This window comes from Ginsengibacter hankyongi, from assembly GCF_008710285.1.
GTDB classification, from domain to species: domain Bacteria; phylum Bacteroidota; class Bacteroidia; order Chitinophagales; family Chitinophagaceae; genus Ginsengibacter; species Ginsengibacter hankyongi.
In genome coordinates this window covers 1,449,084-1,465,203 of sequence record NZ_VYQF01000001.1, presented here as the reverse complement: position 1 = coordinate 1,465,203, position 16,120 = coordinate 1,449,084, and the positions used below count along the sequence as shown (strand labels likewise).

Below are 16,120 nucleotides of genomic sequence, written 5' to 3'. Positions count from 1 at the left end.
CTTTAATAGAAATCAAAAATGGCAACATCAAAACCTTTTGTTTCACCCTCCTTTAAATATGAAACCCTGGAAGAGACGCTGGATGTGAAGCCGAAAGGAGTTGAATTATTTATAGGTATTCCTAAAGAAACTTCGTTCCAGGAAAACCGAATTGCGCTTACTCCCGAAGCAGTAAGTGTATTGGTTGCCAATGGCCATCGCGTTGTTATGGAAAGTAAAGCAGGGGAAGGAGCCAGTTACTCAGACAGGGATTATAGCGAAGCAGGAGCTAAAATTGCTAAAAGCAAAAAGGAGGTTTTTGAATGCGATATCCTTGTAAAAAGTGCACCTGTTGGCGAAGATGAACTGAACTTGTTAAAGCCTCATCAGTTTATAATATCTCCAATCCATCTCGCAGCGATGAAACAGCATATTCTTGCAGAGATGATGAACAAAAAAATTACTGCCTTAAGCTTTGAGAATTTAAAAGATGACAGTGGCCACAACCCAATTGTTCGTAGCATGAGTGAAATTGCGGGCAGCGCAGTTATGTTGATCGCCGGCCAATACCTTAGCAATGCAAATAATGGTAAAGGAGTGCTTGTTGGCGGAATTTCGGGTATCCCTCCAACCAAAGTTATTATTATAGGTGCAGGTATTGTAGGAGAGCAGGCTGCACGAACAGCGCTGGCAATGGGAGCAAGTGTAAAGGTTTTTGACAATAGTATTTATCGTTTAAAACGATTGCAAAATAATATAGGAGTGCGCTTATATACTTCCGTTATAGAACCTGGAATTTTGGCAAAGCAATTGAAAACCTGCGATGTTGCGGTGGGCGCTTTATCTTCTTACGGAGGACGGACACCTCTTGTTGTTACTGAAGAAATGGTAAGCAGAATGCGCCCGGGGAGTGTAATTGTAGATGTATGTATTGATCATGGCGGCTGTTTCGAGACTTCGTCTATTACTTCTCATAAAGATCCTGTATTTAGAAAATATGACGTAATTCATTATTGTGTTCCAAATATTCCAAGCGGTTTTGCACGCACAGCTTCACAATCTATAAGCAATGTTTTAATGACATTGTTGTTGGAAATGGCTGATGAAGGCGGAGTTGAAAACCTGGTTTGGTATAAAATAAATATCAGGAGTGGAATATATTTATTCAGGGGAGCACTTACCAATTTTCAACTCAGTGAACGTTTTGATTTGAAATTTACTGACTTGAATTTATTGATTGCCAGCAGCAGGTAAGCTATTTATAACTTAGCATATCGATCGTTTCTTCACAAAAGCTGTATTCATTTTTGTCATTGCTGCTAACAATTACCAGGCGATTATTGCAATAATTTTTTATCAGCGAATGATACAATAAAATTCCTTCATTATCCAGGTTAGTAAGTGGTTCATCCAATAATACTGCAGCTACATCGCTAAAAATTGCCTGGGCAAGTTTTACTCTTTGTTTCATTCCGCTGCTGTAATAACGTATTTGCTTATGCGAAGATTTTTCAAGGCCGAGGGCAAAAATAATTTCCTTTGTATCAATTGAAGAAATGCATCCTTTCATCTTTTGGTGGAAGGTGAAGAACTCTGTAAGCGTCATTTCTTCTACTACTTCAAGGTAAGGCGCAGCAAAAGAAATTTTTTTAAATATTTTTTCCGGTTTAATATTTTTATCGGATTGCTGGTAGAATATTTCTCCTTCATTATGAATAGTTGAACCGCCAATAATCTGAAGCAATGTTGATTTACCTGAACCGTTAGGTCCGGTAATTGCATAATGTTTGTTATTATCAAATTGAAAACTAAGATTGCGGAAAATCCAGTCCCTGTTATAGCGCTTGCCGAGATTGTTCAGGCTAATTTTCATCAATAATTTCTTTCGAAGACACTTTTAGGATGCCTCGTTTACTGTCTCTTATAAATTTCAAAATTTCGGTCTTTTCCTCCGAATCCGGTAGTTCTTTTTCGATAAACTCAGTTGCCTGAGTAATATTTAATCCACGCATATAAATGTTGCGATAAATTTCAAGTATGCTGTTTATTTTTTCTGAATTAAACCCTCTCCTTTGTAGCCCAACAGAATTTACGCCAACGTAACTTAGTGGTGAACGCCCTGCTTTAATATAAGGTGGAACGTCTTTTATTACTTCAGTGCCGCCTGCGATGTAACAATGGGCACCTATTTTTGAAAATTGAATTGCGGCCGCCATACCACCAATTATAGCATAGTCTCCTATTTCTACGTGGCCAGCGAGTTGTACAGAGTTAGCGATGATCACATGATCTCCCAAAACGCAATCGTGAGCTATATGGCAATAGGCCATCAATAAACAATTACTGCCAACCTTGGTTTTCCATTTATCTTTTGTACCGCGATTTACAGTTACACATTCCCTGATGGTTGTATTGTCTCCAATTTCAACAAATGTTTCTTCTCCGTCAAATTTTAAGTCTTGCGGAATAGCGCCCAGAACAGCTCCGGGAAAAATACTACATGATTTTCCTACAATAGTATTTTTCATAATAACTGCATGAGCCATTATGTGGGTACCTTCACCAATTGCCACTCCTTCTTCTATAACTACAAAAGGATCAATCTTTACATTATTACCTATCTGCGCTGCAGGATGAATATGAGCAAGAGGACTAATCATAAATCAGGCTTTGGGTCTTTTTACTATTTGAGCAATTAAAATGGCTTCAGTAACTACTTTATCTCCAACATATACTGTTCCTCTCATTTCGCAAATCCCTCTTCTTATCGGATGTAGTAATTCCATTTTTAAAATTAGTGTATCACCGGGAACTACTTTTTGTTTGAATTTGCAATTATCAATTTTAAGAAAATAAGTATCATATTTATCAGGAGAATTCCTGGGAATTGCTATAAATCCTCCTGCCTGTGCAAGAGCTTCTGCCAGCAATACACCAGGCATTACAGAATTGCCGGGAAAATGTCCCTGGAAAAAAGGCTCATTATAAGTTACATTTTTTATTGCGACCACATGAGTTTCGGTGAGTTCAATTATTTTATCAACCATTAAAAAAGGATACCTGTGTGGAAGAGTTCTTTCTATTTCCTGGATGTCAAGTAACGGTGGCAGATTGGGATCGTATTTGGGAATATCCTGCCTATGCTTATACTTCTTTATATGTTCTTTTATTTTTTTAGCAAACTTAATATTTGAAGAATGACCGGGCCTGTTTGCGATAATGTGTGCCTTAAACGGATAGCCAACGAGAGCCAGGTCGCCAACAACATCGAGCAACTTATGCCTTGCGGGTTCATTGGGAAAACGCAAAGTAAGATTGTTTAAGATGCCGGCTTCACTAACCTTTACATCGTTTTTATGAAATATTTTCGATATGCGATCAACCTGGTCGCCAGTTACTGGTTTGTCAACCACCACTATTGCATTATTAATATCGCCACCTTTTATAAGGTCATTGGCAATAAGAAGTTCGAGTTCATGAAAAAAACAAAAAGTTCTGCTGGGCGCAATTTCTTTTTTGAAATCTCCGATATTTTTTAGATCGGCATGTTGTGTCCCCAAAACCGGTGAATTAAAATCGATAAGAGTATTGATGCGGTATCCATCATAAGGTAACGCTACCATCTCTACTTTTTTGTCATCATCAACAAAATTTATGTTATGCTGAATGTTATAATAGATTTTTTGTGCGTTTTGTTTTTGAATACCTGCTTCGGACAGATATTCAATGAAAAGCTGTGAGCTACCATCAAGAATAGGTACTTCTTCCCCATCAATTTCTATAAGCACGTTATCAATAAGCATCCCGGTAAGAGCTGCCATCAGGTGCTCGATTGTTCCCACTCTTGCCCCGTTACTTTCTATAGTTGTGCTACGGTTGGTTTCTATTACATTATCAACATCAGCCTTTACAACTGGTTTGCCCGGAAGGTCTGTTCTTTGAAAATTAATCCCGGTATTAGCTGCTGCAGGCTTTATGCGCATTGTTACAGACTGCCCCGTGTGAATACCGGCACCTGAAATAACGACTTCTTCTTTTATAGTATGCTGAAAATATTCCTCTTTAGGATTCGATGATTCCATGGATACGAAAGTATGAAAACTATTGCTTTTAAAAATTACCGGCCTAAAGCGGGACTTTAAAATTTTGTTTAAAAAAAATTTCTTATTCTGTCACCTTCTCATTACTAAGGCGTTCTACAATTTGCTCCAATTCTTTAATTCTTTTTTCCAACTCTGGAAGATTACGATTTAATATCTGGCTGCGGAGAGCATGGGAATAATCAAAAGCCGGAGATCCAGTAACGGCTGTATTGGGTGTTTTAATAGATTTGCTTACGCCACTTTGCGCATTTATTTTGCTTCCGTCTGCAATTTGCAAATGCCCTACAATTCCTGCCTGTCCCCCTATCATTACATTGTTACCTATTTTAGTGCTTCCACTAATACCCGATTGGGCCGCTATTACAGTATTGTTGCCTACTTCAACGTTATGGGCAATTTGTATAAGGTTATCAAGCTTGGCTCCTGATTTTATTAAAGTAGAACCAATGGTTGCCCGGTCAATTGTAGCATTGGCGCCTATTTCAACATTATCTTCTACTATAACATTTCCTATTTGTGGAACTTTTTTAAAGCTTCCGTCTTGCTGTGGTGCAAAACCAAATCCATCTCCGCCAATAACAGAGCCGGCGTGGATGGTTACATTTTTTCCTATTACACAATCATGTTGAATTTTTACTCCAGGAAACAAAATGGAATCATCGTCAATAGTAACATTATCTCCGATATAAACTTGCGGAAAAAGCTTTACATTATTGCCGATTCTTACATTATTTCCGATATAGGTAAATGCCCCAATAAAAATATTTTCACCCAAACTTGCAGTATCTGAAATATAGACGGGTTGTTGAATTCCTGTAAGATTGGCTTTGGCCATTTGTTCGTAAGCACTTAAAATAATTGCGAAAGCTGAATACGCATCAGGTACGCGAATGAGCGTAGCATTCACTTTTTTTTCTACCTGCTGTGTGTTATTAATAATTATGATAGACGCTTTTGTGGAGTACAAAAATTCTTCGTATTTGGGATTGGCAAGAAATGCAAGCTGCCCCGGCTCTGCACCTTCAAGTTTCCCAAAAGATGAAACTGTAACAACAGGATCGCCTTCAATTTCCCCATTTATAAGGGAAGATATTTGCTTTGCGGTAAACTCCATAATTCTTTATCTATCTATACAGACGATCAATTTATTTAAAGGTTAAACTACAATAATTCCATATTTGGAAAACAAATGTAAAATTTTTTTACCGTGCCAAATAATGTTTGATTTATTAGAGCATTATCCACTTCTGAAATATCTTTAATTGTTCCATCTTTAAATAAAATATTTATATGCTCGTCCTTGTTGCTATAAGTCTTGTTCCCGGTTTCGCCAGTAAATACTAGATACCGGGCCTCGTCATTACTAATCTTAAAGTACTGGATTGCTAATTCTGTTTTTTCTTTTACCACATTATCATCAATTATAGTTCCAGAATATTTTATTTTAAGAAGCCTTCGATTGATAATTCCCTTGCAAAGAACGGATAAAATTTTGTCAGGATGAAGTGCCCAGCTTTTTATTGCAGAAAGAACATCGTAATCATCAACCATGCAAAAATCGTCCAGGTGGTTTTCAATTTCTTCCTCTTTAAATTCTTTGTGCAAAAAATTATTAAAAGCTCCTGAAAGCGCCTGGGCGTTTACAATTCTTGCCCTTTTGATAATATTAACCAACATCTTTTCTGCACATAATACTGTTTTATGCAGGTAAACCTGCCAATACATAAGCCTGCGTGATACTAAGAATTTTTCTATGGAATAAATCCCCTTTTCCTCTATCATTAACTCGCCATCATGCACGGTAAGCATTTTAATTATGCGGTCGTAACCAATAACACCTTCACTTACACCCGTAAAAAAACTATCCCGAATTAAATAATCCATGCGGTCAACATCTAATTGGCCGCTTACTAACTGGTGAAGAAATTTTTTAGGATAATCATCTTTAAAAATATCTATAGCCATTTCCAATTTGCCAGATAATTCTGCATTCATTTTCTCCATCAGCATCAACGATATTTTTTCGTGGCTTACGTTTTTTATCAAAACCTGTTCTAGTGCATGCGAGTAAGGCCCATGGCCAATGTCGTGAAGAAGAATTGCAATTTTTGCGGCCTGCTCTTCCTCTGCCGAAATTGAAAATCCTTTTCCTTTGAGTTCTTTTATGGCGTTACACATTAAATGATAAGCGCCCAAAGAATGATGCAGACGCGTATGAACAGCCCCGGGATAAACCAATTGAGCCATGGCCATTTGGTGAATGCGCCGCAAACGTTGATAATAAGGATGCGATATAATTGTATAAACCAACTCGTCGTCAACAGTTATAAAACCATAAACCGGGTCATTGATTATTTTTCTGTACGCCATCTATTTTTAAATTGTTAAAATGATAATGCGAATTTGCAAAGGTAATTTTTGGGGAGGGAATAAATTACATTTGTAAGAATCGCGCCCTGGTATGTTCAGTGATGATTTATCAGTGCGAAAAAAGTTTATTATACAATATCTGGTAAAAAATTATAAATGAGTGCAGCAAAAATTTTATGGGTAGATGATGAGATGGAAAGCCTGAAATCTCAAATTATGTTTTTGGAAAATAAAGGCTACGAAGTAAAATCGTTGAGTAATGGATTCGATGCAATTGATTATGTGAAAGACAATATTGTAGATGTGGTATTGTTGGATGAAAGCATGCCGGGTATTACCGGCCTGGAAACTTTGCAAAAAATAAAAGAGATAAACTCCCAGGTCCCCATAGTTCTGATAACTAAAAATGAAACAGAAAACTTAATGGACGAAGCCATTGGTTCGCAAATAACTGATTATTTAATAAAGCCGGTAAATCCAAACCAGGTATGGCTTTCGCTAAAAAAAATAGTTGACAACAGGAGGTTGGTAGCAGAAAAAACAACGTCGGCATATCAAAGGCAATTCAGGGATTTATTTATGGCGCTTAATGATAATCCTGATTATAACGGATGGATGGATATTTATAAAAAGCTTGTGTATTGGGAGCTGGAAATGAAAAAAAGCGATAGTCCGGAAATGCAGGAAGTTTTTCAATCGCAAAAAAATGAAGCCAATACTGAATTTTTTAAATTCATTTCAAAAAATTATTCTGACTGGGTAACCAATCCTGCAGCTCAGTCGCCGATAATGAGCCACACATTGATGAAGTATAAAGTGTTTCCTCATGTTGAAAAAAGCGGCGTTCCTACCATTTTTTTGTTAATAGATAATCTTCGCTTCGATCAATGGAAAGCTATCCAGCCAATCTTTTCGGAAAACTTTCGCATACACGAAGAAGAAACTTTTTATTCAATTTTACCTACAGCAACACAATACAGTCGCAACGCAATTTTTGCGGGCATGCTTCCAATAGATATTGAAAAACAATTTCCAACTGAATGGAAGAATGATGATGAAGAAGGAGGCAAAAATTTATTTGAACAGGATTTTTTCAAGGCCCAGTTAAAAAAGCTTCGTAAAGATGACCTCAAATATTCTTACACTAAAATAACTAACCACCAGGATGCGCAAAAATTAGTAGATAACGTGCACAATCTATTGAGTAATGACATAAGTATTATTGTTTACAATTTTGTTGATATGCTTAGTCATGCCCGTACGGAAATGGAAGTATTAAAGGAACTTGCTGCAGATGAAGTGAGTTACAGAAGCCTTACTGCATCATGGTTTGAGCATTCGCCATTGCACCAGGCATTAAAGAAAATCGCTGATAAAAAATTGAATTTAATTGTTGCCACCGATCATGGAAGTGTACGAGTAAATTCTCCTCAAAAAGTTGTGGGTGATAAACAAACCACCGCTAATCTTCGCTACAAACATGGCCGTAACTTAAACTACGAAGCAAAAGAAGTATTGGCCTTTCGCGACCCACGGCAAGCTGGTTTGCCTGTTCCGAATGTAAATTCATCTTTCATTTTTGCAAAGCAGGATGGATATTTATGTTATCCTAACAATTACAATCATTTTGCAAATTATTACCGCAATACTTTTCAACATGGTGGTGTAAGTCTTGAAGAAATGATAATACCTGTAATACGAATGACTACCAAAGTGTAGCCCTTAACCGCGAAGGAAAAATAAAACGGTTTAATTTATTAGATTTGCTTACATGAAATACAATCAAACTACATTAAAAAAATTAGAAAATATTTTGGATGAATGCGGCTACATTGTTCGTTACGAACGCGGCTCTTTCCAAAGTGGTTATTGTATTCTTGAAGATAAAAAGGTAGTTGTGCTCAATAAATTTTTAAATCCTGAAGGAAGAATAAATACTTTGATGGATCTTATCCCATCTTTAAATGTAAACTACGACATGCTTACAAAAGACTCTCAAAAAATGTATGATGAAGTCATTCTGAAAAACGAAACATTGGAGAAGTAAACATCTTTCCTAAAATTCTCTTTATATTTTTTAGCTTTGGGTACGTGAATTATCCTGAAATAAAAATTACATTCCTCGGTACAGGCACCAGTGGCGGAGTTCCTATGATAGCTTGTGGTTGTTATGTTTGTTCCTCTCCTGATGAAAAAGACAAGCGTTTACGAAGCAGCATTTTGGTTCAGAGCAGCAGAACAACTTTGGTAGTTGATACCACGCCGGACTTTCGTACACAAATGCTTAGGGCGAATGTAAGAAAGTTGGACGCCGTTATTTTTACCCATCCGCATAAGGATCATATAGCAGGGCTCGATGATGTAAAAGCCTTTAATTATTTTCAAAATAAACCAATGGATATTTATGCAAATGAATTAACCCAGGAAGCATTGAAAAGAGAATTCAGCTACATTTTTGCGGATAAAAGATATCCCGGTGTTCCAAGTGTAACGATGCATACGATAACTGATAAAACTTTTATAGTGGGTGATATTCCTGTTACGCCCATTCTTGTTTATCATTTGCAGATGCCGGTTCTTGGGTTCAGATTTGGTAAGTTTGCTTACATTACTGATGCCAACAGAATTGACGATGAAGAAAAACAAAAAATTATTGGAAGCGATACGGTTGTTATAAATGCGCTTCGGAAGGATTCACATATTTCGCATTTTAATTTACAGGAGGCAGTGGAGCTTGTAGATGAAATGGAGATACCCAATGTTTATTTCACGCATATAAGCCACCAGCTTGGCACACACGAAGAGATCAATTACGAACTTAAGCCTCACAGGCAATTGGCATACGATGGATTGCAACTCCAATTTTAATGTTGAATCTTAATTTTATAATTTCTGCTCCCTGCTTTCGACATTTGATTAATTCATTTAATTGAGTATTTTACCTTAAAAAATTAAATGTGGAAACAGTTTCTAAATAACTACTTCATTTTTACCAGAAAGGAAAGAAGGGGAACCATAATTATAGTTACGCTGATTTTATTCTTTGCATTAGTTCCTTTCTTGTATTCCATGGTTATACCTCAAAACCAATATAATTATAGTGATTATAAAAATGAAATTGCCCGGCTAAATTCTACAAAAAATGATTCTGTAAAAGATAAGATGTATGCAAGAAATTTTGATGACCAATTTAATGATGATCATTCGTTATCCGAAGAAAAAAAATATGCAGTAACAAAGACCGAGACTTTTTATTTTGATCCTAATACTGCATCGCAGGATGATTGGAAGAGATTAGGTATAAGAGAAAAAACAATTCATACTATTCAAAATTATATCTCAAAAGGGGGCAAATTTTATAAACCAGAAGATATTAAAAAGATATGGGGTTTATCTCCAAATGATGCACAGCGTTTAATCCCATACGTTAGTATTAAAAATACTAATAAAAAATATACTTTTGAAAAAGCAGAATATCCGGCAAGTAAATCTTTTTCTGCGAAATCAACCTTGCTTATTGATATAAACGTTGCCGATACAACCGCACTTATTAGCCTTCCGGGAATAGGAAGTAAATTAGCTCAGAGAATTATTGCTTTCCGAAATAAACTCGGTGGATTCTATTCCGTTGACCAGGTTGCAGAAACTTACCTTCTTCCTGATTCCACTTTCCAAAAGATTAAGCCGAGGTTGGTAATAGGTAGCAATCCTGTTAAACAAATAAACATCAATACAGCTTCTGTAGATGAAATGAAAGCTCAACCGTACCTGAGGTATAATATAGCCAACGCAATTTATCAATACCGGCAACAACATGGAAATTTTAAATCTGTTGAAGAAATTCGAAAAATAATGTTGGTTACCGAAGAAATATTTAATAAGATTCAGCCTTATTTAACAGTTCAATAGATCCTTTGTTTTTGTAAAACTAACAACTGTTAGTATTTGTTTATTTAATTTATCTTGCAACTCATTAAATTAAGAAAATGGATTTCAAACATACCGAACTTACGGAACAGGTTGTACATACAGCGAGAAATTTTGCCCAACAATATATTAAACCGCATGTAATGGAATGGGATGAATCCCAGGAATTTCCTGTTCATATATTTAAAGAACTGGGAAAGCTTGGAATGATGGGTGTGCTGGTGCCGGAAGAATACGGTGGGGCCGGTTTAGGTTATATTGAATATAGTAATGTTATCCAGGAAATTGCCAAAGTTTGCGGTTCTATTGGTTTGTCGCTGGCCGCACATAATTCGTTATGCACGGGCCACATACTTTCTTTTGCTAATGAAGAACAAAAAAGAAACTATTTGCCTAAGTTGGCAACAGCCGAGTATATTGGTGCATGGGGATTAACTGAGCCAAATACTGGAAGCGACGCGGGCAACATGCAATGTGTTGCACAAAAAGATGGGGATGAATGGCTCATTAATGGGACAAAGAACTGGATTACGCATGGTAAAAGCGGCGATGTTGCAGTAGTTATTTGCAGAACAGGAGAACCACATACGAGAGATAATTCGACTGCGTTTATAGTACCCCGTGAGACAAAAGGTTTAGCCGGAGGCAAGAAGGAAAATAAATTGGGAATGCGTGCAAGTGAAACTGCAGAAATGATTTTTACTGATTGCCGCATTCCTGATTCGGCAAGGATGGGAAATATTGGCGACGGCTTTAAACAGGCAATGTATGTGCTCGATGGCGGACGTATTTCAATAGCATCACTTGGTTTAGGAATTGCCAAAGGAGCTTATGAAGCTTCCGTGCAATATGCAAAAGAGCGGCACCAGTTTGGAAAACCAATTTCCGAGTTCCAGGCAATTTCTTTTAAGCTTGCAGATATGGCTACTGAAATTATGGCCGCAGAGTTATTAATTAATCACGCTTGTGAACTCAAGATGGATAAGGAAAATGTTACCAAAGAAGCAGCAATGGCAAAATATTATTCCAGTGAGATTGCTGTGAAAGTTGCAACCGACGCCGTTCAGATTTTTGGCGGTTATGGTTATACCAAAGATTTCCCAGTCGAAAAGTTTTATCGCGATAGTAAATTATGTACCATTGGGGAAGGAACGAGCGAAATACAAAAAATAGTTATAGCAAGAGAAACTTTAAAATGACTTTTAAGAGTGGATGAAAATAAAAAACCGGAATTTTATTTCCGGCTTTGGTACTTAAAAGTTTTATAGTCATACCGCTTTATTCCCTCCGAAAAAACCTCCTAATTTATCCTTTGCAAATTCTTCAATCTTTTCGCCGGTTGCTCCTGGAATAAAGTCTGAAATTTTATCTAAAAGATCCCCGCTGTCTTGGGTAGTGGCGGTGGACGTCGCCTGCGTGTTAGCCGTAGTAGCATTTCCGGTAGGAATAATATTGTCTATTGCTCCGGCCACCATTGGAAATTTTTCTTTTATATATCCCGCTATGGTTCCTAGAATGCTGTGGGATTGCTCCGCAGTAAGACCATGTATACTCTGTAATTTTTGGATTAACTCTTCCATGATTAATTTTTTAATTATTATTAAATTATTTGTACCACAAAATATGTATTTTATGTTAAAACATTCAGCGAGTATTAACATTACTATTTATTGAAACCGAAAAATATAAAAAGAAATAGTTGGCTATTTTTGTTTTCGTATACTTATCAATAACTATCCGTAATCCTCATGAAAAAAAATTATTGTTTTTGGTTTTGCAAAACTTTTTTAATCGTATTTACTGTAGTAATTTATAACAATGTCTCAGCGCAGGATCAAACTGTAAAAGACATGCTGGCCAAAGCGATGAAAGAAATTAAAAAGGAAAAAATTGACAGTGGGAAAGCATGGAAAACCGGGGGACTCTTCAATCTGAATTTAGGTCAGGGAAGCCAAAGTAACTGGGCTGCCGGCGGAGATGATTTTTCTTTATCCATAGCTTCTTATCTTGGTTTCTATTCATTTTATAAAAAAGACAAGTACAGTTGGGATAATACAATAGATTTTAATTATGGTTTGGTAAACACAACAAGTCTTGGCACCAGAAAAAATGATGACCGGATAGATTTGTTATCAAAATTTGGATATGCATTGAGCCCAAAATTAGATGCAGCAGCATTATTTAATTTCCATTCTCAATTTTCAAAAGGCTACAATTACAAAAGCGATGGCACTAAAGATCTTTTATCTGACTTTCTTGCGCCGGCTTACCTTCTAGTGAGCTTTGGATTAAATTATAAACCTGTTAAAGGATTGTCCATTTTCGTATCGCCTGTTACATCACGATGGACGATTGTAAACAATGATACTTTGTCTGCCAAAGGAACATATGGTGTAACTCCCGGCAAAAAAGTTAAAAATGTACTTGGTGCATTTGCGAGTATGACTTATTTAACTGATCTGAATAAAACCATTACTTACAATGGAAGGCTTGATCTGTTTTCAAATTATGAGCATAATCCACAGAAGGTCGATGTGATGATGAACAATATATTCACGGCTAAACTTTCTAGATTACTAACGGCAAGCCTTAGCCTTAGTTTAATCTACGATGATGATGTAAAACTATTTGGTCCAAATCATGATTCTCCTGCTTTACAGTTAAAGTCACTATTGGCAGCTGGATTGGGTGTGAAGTTATAATCTTAGATAAGTTCCTTCTCCTTTGAGGAAAGTGTTGGGATAGGTCTTTTTACAAATTTTCAATAATCCCCGCAATGCCCTGGCCGCCGCCAACACATGCAGTTACAATTCCATATTTCTTATCAAGACGTTTCATGTCATTAATAATTTGTACCGTTAGTTTTGCGCCGGTGCATCCAAGCGGGTGCCCTAAAGCAATTGCACCACCGTTGATATTTACTTTGGCCGGATCAAGTTCTAATGTTTTAATAACTGCTAACGCTTGTGAAGCAAAAGCCTCGTTCAATTCTATTAAATCTATTTGAGATAAATTCATTCCGGCACGCTTCAAAACTTTTGGGACAGCTTCTACAGGGCCGATGCCCATAACACGTGGATGAACTCCTGCACTTACACATTGTACCAAACGTGCAATTGGTTTCAATTTTAATTCATTCATCATTTTTTCACTCATTACAATTACAAAAGCTGCGCCATCGCTGGTTTGTGAAGAATTACCTGCGGTAACAGTGCCACCCAAAGCAAATGCAGGTTTTAGTTTTGCAAGCGCTTCCATTGATGTATCTGCACGCACGCCTTCATCAGTATCTACAACGAAAGTTCTCTTTTGTTTCTTATTATTTTGATCAACATAAATTTCTTCAACAGGCATCGGAAGAATACCACTTTTAAAATAACCGTTAGTAATTGCATTCATGGCTTTTTGATGCGAATGCAGACTGAATTCATCCTGTTGTTCACGGCTTACATGGTATTCTTTTGAAACTGCTTCAGCAGTTAATCCCATTCCTAAATAATAATCAGGGGTTTCTGATGCCACAGAATAAGCAGGAACCGTTTTCCATCCCGAGGTAGGAACCATAGTCATGCTTTCTGTTCCGCCAGCAATAATGCAATCTGCCATTCCGGTTCTTATTTTTGCTGTAGCGATAGCAATCGTTTCTAATCCGCTTGCACAATAACGGTTAACTGTCATGCCCGGAACTTCTATTCCCAGCGCTCTTACGCTTATCATTCTGCCAACTTGTAAGCCTTGCTCAGCTTCAGGTACAGCGTTACCTACAATAAGATCATCTACTTTTTTACTATCTAGTTCGGGTACGCTTGCCAGTAAGCCCTTAATAACATCAACTGCTAAATCATCAGGGCGATAAAATCTGAAACCACCTTTTTTTGATTTGGTGACTGCTGTTCTGTAACCTGCTATGATATATGCTTCCATAAATTTTTTTGTTGTTCTCTGTTTACTGATAAAAGTGTGAAGCAAATTAATTCTTATCTCGCAAAAAGAAATGTTTAAATAAATGTTTGCATCCCTGGTATTATTAAAAATCAATTTAAATAATTAGCAACAATCGGCACTCTTCTTCCTACTCCAAAAGCTTTTGGAGAAACACGAATGATTGGACAAAATTGGTTTCTTTTATATTCATTCTTATTTACCATGCTTAAAATCCTGTCAACAAGAGCCGCATCAAAACCCTGAGCTTTTATTTCATTGGGGCCTTTCACTTTTTCAATGTACTGGTATAAAATTTTATCGAGGATATCATATTCCGGTAAACTGTCGCTGTCTTTTTGTTCATGCCTCAATTCTGCAGAAGGTGCCTTTGTGATGATGTTTAATGGAATTATTTCTTTTTCAATATTAATAAATTTTGCAAGCTCATACACTTGTGTTTTATAACAATCGCCAATTACGCCAAGCCCCCCGGCCATATCGCCATATAACGTTCCATAACCCGTTGCCAGTTCACTTTTATTGGAAGTGTTTAATAAAATATATCCGAACTTATTGGCAAGTGCCATTAATAAATTTCCTCTTGTGCGGCTTTGAATATTTTCTTCAGCAATGCTAAATGGCAAGTTTTTAAAGTAAGGTTCAAGGTCTTGTATAAACTGATCGTAAATATTTTTTATAGAAATGATATCATAGGGATTGCCCAGATTTTTACTTAGCTGTTCAGCATCCTTCACTGAATGAGAAGTTGAAAATTCAGAAGGCATTAAAATTGCTCTCACGTTTTCTTTACCTAATGCCTTGCACGCAAGCGCAAGCGTTACTGCGCTGTCGATCCCGCCACTACTTCCAATAATAGCTTTGGTAAATTTCATTTTAAAAAAATAGTCGCGGATGCCTAAAATAATTGCATCATGCACTTGTGAAATATTAAGAGACGGCACATAATATAAAGTATCCAGTTGCTCTACGGGGCCTGTCAGCGCAGGTTCAATGACGGCAGATTCTATCGTTCCATTATCATTAAGAATTACTTCGGCAATGTCTTCTTTGAATTGAGGAAGCTGGTGACACAAATTGGCGTCTTTGTCGAAAACCAAGGATGCGCCATCAAATACAATTTCAGTTTGGCTGCCGACTGCATTGCAATAAATAAGTGGAAGTTTATATTTTAAAACATTGGCCTTAATAACAGCTTTGCGGTCTTCAATATGAGTATAATCAAAAGGCGATGCAGAAATGTTTATCATAACATCGGGCTGCTGGCTCATTAAAATATCCATTGGACAAATACGGTACAACGGATTATCACCAAGGTTCCAAATATCTTCGCAAATAGTGAGTGCAATTTTTTTCCCTTTAAATTCTATTACATTCCAGTTATAGGCTGGCTCAAAATAACGATACTCATCAAACACATCATAAGTAGGCAGACAAGTTTTGTGAGCGACGTTTTGTATTTGTTTGTTATAAAGAAAAAAGGCTGCATTAAAAAGATCTTTACCTTCTTTTACAGGGTTGCGATCGGGAGCGCCAACTATTACCGCAATATCATCAGCATATTCTTTAATAACATCAATGCTCTGATAGCATTTATTTATAAAATCAGAGAAGTCAACAAAGTCTCTTGCGGGATAGCCGCAGATACTCATTTCGCTGAAAACAATAAGATCAGCATTTTTCGTTTTTGCCGATTTTATGGCTTCAATAATTTTATGAGTATTACTTTCGAAATTGCCGATGTGATAATTTTGCTGCGAAAGAATAATTTTCATATTGCAAAATTAGCAGAATAAAAT

At 36.7% G+C, this 16,120-nt stretch carries 15 protein-coding genes; 7 read left to right on the top strand and 8 right to left on the bottom strand.

The window, feature by feature from the left end; genetic code table 11:
• The first annotated feature begins 18 nt into the window (after nucleotides 1-18).
• On the top strand, nucleotides 19-1,233 hold the full coding sequence (locus FW778_RS06035) for an alanine dehydrogenase (protein WP_150413699.1): 1,215 nt from the start codon (nucleotides 19-21) through the stop codon (nucleotides 1,231-1,233).
• 1 nt (nucleotide 1,234) lies between these two features.
• Here FW778_RS06035 and FW778_RS06030 read toward each other — a convergent pair whose 3' ends face one another.
• The 5 genes from FW778_RS06030 to FW778_RS06010 all read right to left on the bottom strand — a co-directional run bounded on the left by FW778_RS06030 (nucleotide 1,235) and on the right by FW778_RS06010 (nucleotide 6,452).
• Nucleotides 1,235-1,852: an ABC transporter ATP-binding protein gene (locus tag FW778_RS06030; protein WP_150413698.1), complete on the bottom strand. Its 618-nt coding sequence runs from the start codon at nucleotides 1,850-1,852 to the stop codon at nucleotides 1,235-1,237.
• Complete coding sequence (gene lpxA, locus FW778_RS06025) at nucleotides 1,842-2,639, bottom strand: acyl-ACP--UDP-N-acetylglucosamine O-acyltransferase (protein ID WP_150413697.1); 798 nt, start codon at nucleotides 2,637-2,639, stop codon at nucleotides 1,842-1,844. Before lpxA ends, FW778_RS06030 begins: the two co-directional genes overlap by 11 nt.
• A 3-nt stretch (nucleotides 2,640-2,642) precedes the next feature.
• Nucleotides 2,643-4,061: a bifunctional UDP-3-O-[3-hydroxymyristoyl] N-acetylglucosamine deacetylase/3-hydroxyacyl-ACP dehydratase gene (locus FW778_RS06020; protein WP_150413696.1), complete on the bottom strand. Its 1,419-nt coding sequence runs from the start codon at nucleotides 4,059-4,061 to the stop codon at nucleotides 2,643-2,645.
• A gap of 82 nt (nucleotides 4,062-4,143) precedes the next feature.
• The gene (gene lpxD, locus FW778_RS06015) at nucleotides 4,144-5,196 is read right to left on the bottom strand and encodes a UDP-3-O-(3-hydroxymyristoyl)glucosamine N-acyltransferase (RefSeq protein WP_150413695.1); all 1,053 of its coding nucleotides are present in this window, start codon (nucleotides 5,194-5,196) and stop codon (nucleotides 4,144-4,146) included.
• 47 nt (nucleotides 5,197-5,243) lie between these two features.
• Complete coding sequence (locus FW778_RS06010; protein ID WP_150413694.1) at nucleotides 5,244-6,452, bottom strand: HD domain-containing protein; 1,209 nt, start codon at nucleotides 6,450-6,452, stop codon at nucleotides 5,244-5,246.
• Between the two features lie 156 nt (nucleotides 6,453-6,608).
• On the opposite strand from FW778_RS06010, the gene porX reads away from it, so the two are divergent.
• The 5 genes from porX (at nucleotide 6,609) to FW778_RS05985 (ending at nucleotide 11,578) form a co-directional block, all read left to right on the top strand.
• A complete protein-coding gene (gene porX, locus FW778_RS06005; protein ID WP_150413693.1) occupies nucleotides 6,609-8,171 on the top strand; it encodes a T9SS response regulator signal transducer PorX in 1,563 nt (520 codons plus the stop codon).
• 52 nt (nucleotides 8,172-8,223) lie between these two features.
• Nucleotides 8,224-8,499, top strand: coding sequence for a hypothetical protein (locus tag FW778_RS06000; protein WP_150413692.1), 276 nt, complete (start codon nucleotides 8,224-8,226; stop codon nucleotides 8,497-8,499).
• 44 nt (nucleotides 8,500-8,543) lie between these two features.
• A complete protein-coding gene (locus tag FW778_RS05995) occupies nucleotides 8,544-9,320 on the top strand; it encodes an MBL fold metallo-hydrolase (RefSeq protein WP_150413691.1) in 777 nt (258 codons plus the stop codon).
• Between the two features lie 87 nt (nucleotides 9,321-9,407).
• The gene (locus FW778_RS05990) at nucleotides 9,408-10,361 is read left to right on the top strand and encodes a helix-hairpin-helix domain-containing protein (RefSeq protein WP_150413690.1); all 954 of its coding nucleotides are present in this window, start codon (nucleotides 9,408-9,410) and stop codon (nucleotides 10,359-10,361) included.
• Nucleotides 10,362-10,438: 77 nt separating this feature from the next.
• Complete coding sequence (locus FW778_RS05985) at nucleotides 10,439-11,578, top strand: acyl-CoA dehydrogenase family protein (protein WP_150413689.1); 1,140 nt, start codon at nucleotides 10,439-10,441, stop codon at nucleotides 11,576-11,578.
• 69 nt (nucleotides 11,579-11,647) lie between these two features.
• Here the strand turns inward: FW778_RS05985 and FW778_RS05980 are convergent, their stop codons facing one another.
• Entirely contained in the window at nucleotides 11,648-11,959 is a 312-nt protein-coding gene (locus tag FW778_RS05980; protein ID WP_150413688.1) for a hypothetical protein, read from the bottom strand.
• A gap of 168 nt (nucleotides 11,960-12,127) precedes the next feature.
• Between FW778_RS05980 and FW778_RS05975 the strand changes: the two genes are divergently transcribed.
• A complete protein-coding gene (locus tag FW778_RS05975) occupies nucleotides 12,128-13,081 on the top strand; it encodes a DUF3078 domain-containing protein (RefSeq protein WP_150413687.1) in 954 nt (317 codons plus the stop codon).
• A 49-nt stretch (nucleotides 13,082-13,130) separates the two neighbouring features.
• Here the strand turns inward: FW778_RS05975 and FW778_RS05970 are convergent, their stop codons facing one another.
• Nucleotides 13,131-14,303, bottom strand: coding sequence for a thiolase family protein (locus FW778_RS05970; RefSeq protein WP_150413686.1), 1,173 nt, complete (start codon nucleotides 14,301-14,303; stop codon nucleotides 13,131-13,133).
• A gap of 110 nt (nucleotides 14,304-14,413) precedes the next feature.
• Nucleotides 14,414-16,096: an NAD+ synthase gene (locus FW778_RS05965; RefSeq protein WP_150413685.1), complete on the bottom strand. Its 1,683-nt coding sequence runs from the start codon at nucleotides 16,094-16,096 to the stop codon at nucleotides 14,414-14,416.
• Nucleotides 16,097-16,120 lie beyond the last annotated feature (24 nt).

What these genes read in the sequence shown, in the direction of transcription:
- lpxD (WP_150413695.1), bottom strand. Translation starts at nt 5,196, where the DNA reads ATGGAGTTTACCGCAAAGCAAATATCTTCCCTTATAAATGGGGAAATT.
- FW778_RS06020 (WP_150413696.1), bottom strand. Translation starts at nt 4,061, where the DNA reads ATGGAATCATCGAATCCTAAAGAGGAATATTTTCAGCATACTATAAAA.
- FW778_RS06000 (WP_150413692.1), top strand. Translation starts at nt 8,224, where the DNA reads ATGAAATACAATCAAACTACATTAAAAAAATTAGAAAATATTTTGGAT.
- FW778_RS05990 (WP_150413690.1), top strand. Translation starts at nt 9,408, where the DNA reads ATGTGGAAACAGTTTCTAAATAACTACTTCATTTTTACCAGAAAGGAA.
- FW778_RS05970 (WP_150413686.1), bottom strand. Translation starts at nt 14,303, where the DNA reads ATGGAAGCATATATCATAGCAGGTTACAGAACAGCAGTCACCAAATCA.
- porX (WP_150413693.1), top strand. Translation starts at nt 6,609, where the DNA reads ATGAGTGCAGCAAAAATTTTATGGGTAGATGATGAGATGGAAAGCCTG.
- FW778_RS06035 (WP_150413699.1), top strand. Translation starts at nt 19, where the DNA reads ATGGCAACATCAAAACCTTTTGTTTCACCCTCCTTTAAATATGAAACC.
- FW778_RS05975 (WP_150413687.1), top strand. Translation starts at nt 12,128, where the DNA reads ATGAAAAAAAATTATTGTTTTTGGTTTTGCAAAACTTTTTTAATCGTA.
- FW778_RS05985 (WP_150413689.1), top strand. Translation starts at nt 10,439, where the DNA reads ATGGATTTCAAACATACCGAACTTACGGAACAGGTTGTACATACAGCG.
- FW778_RS06010 (WP_150413694.1), bottom strand. Translation starts at nt 6,452, where the DNA reads ATGGCGTACAGAAAAATAATCAATGACCCGGTTTATGGTTTTATAACT.
- FW778_RS05980 (WP_150413688.1), bottom strand. Translation starts at nt 11,959, where the DNA reads ATGGAAGAGTTAATCCAAAAATTACAGAGTATACATGGTCTTACTGCG.
- lpxA (WP_150413697.1), bottom strand. Translation starts at nt 2,639, where the DNA reads ATGATTAGTCCTCTTGCTCATATTCATCCTGCAGCGCAGATAGGTAAT.
- FW778_RS06030 (WP_150413698.1), bottom strand. Translation starts at nt 1,852, where the DNA reads ATGAAAATTAGCCTGAACAATCTCGGCAAGCGCTATAACAGGGACTGG.
- FW778_RS05965 (WP_150413685.1), bottom strand. Translation starts at nt 16,096, where the DNA reads ATGAAAATTATTCTTTCGCAGCAAAATTATCACATCGGCAATTTCGAA.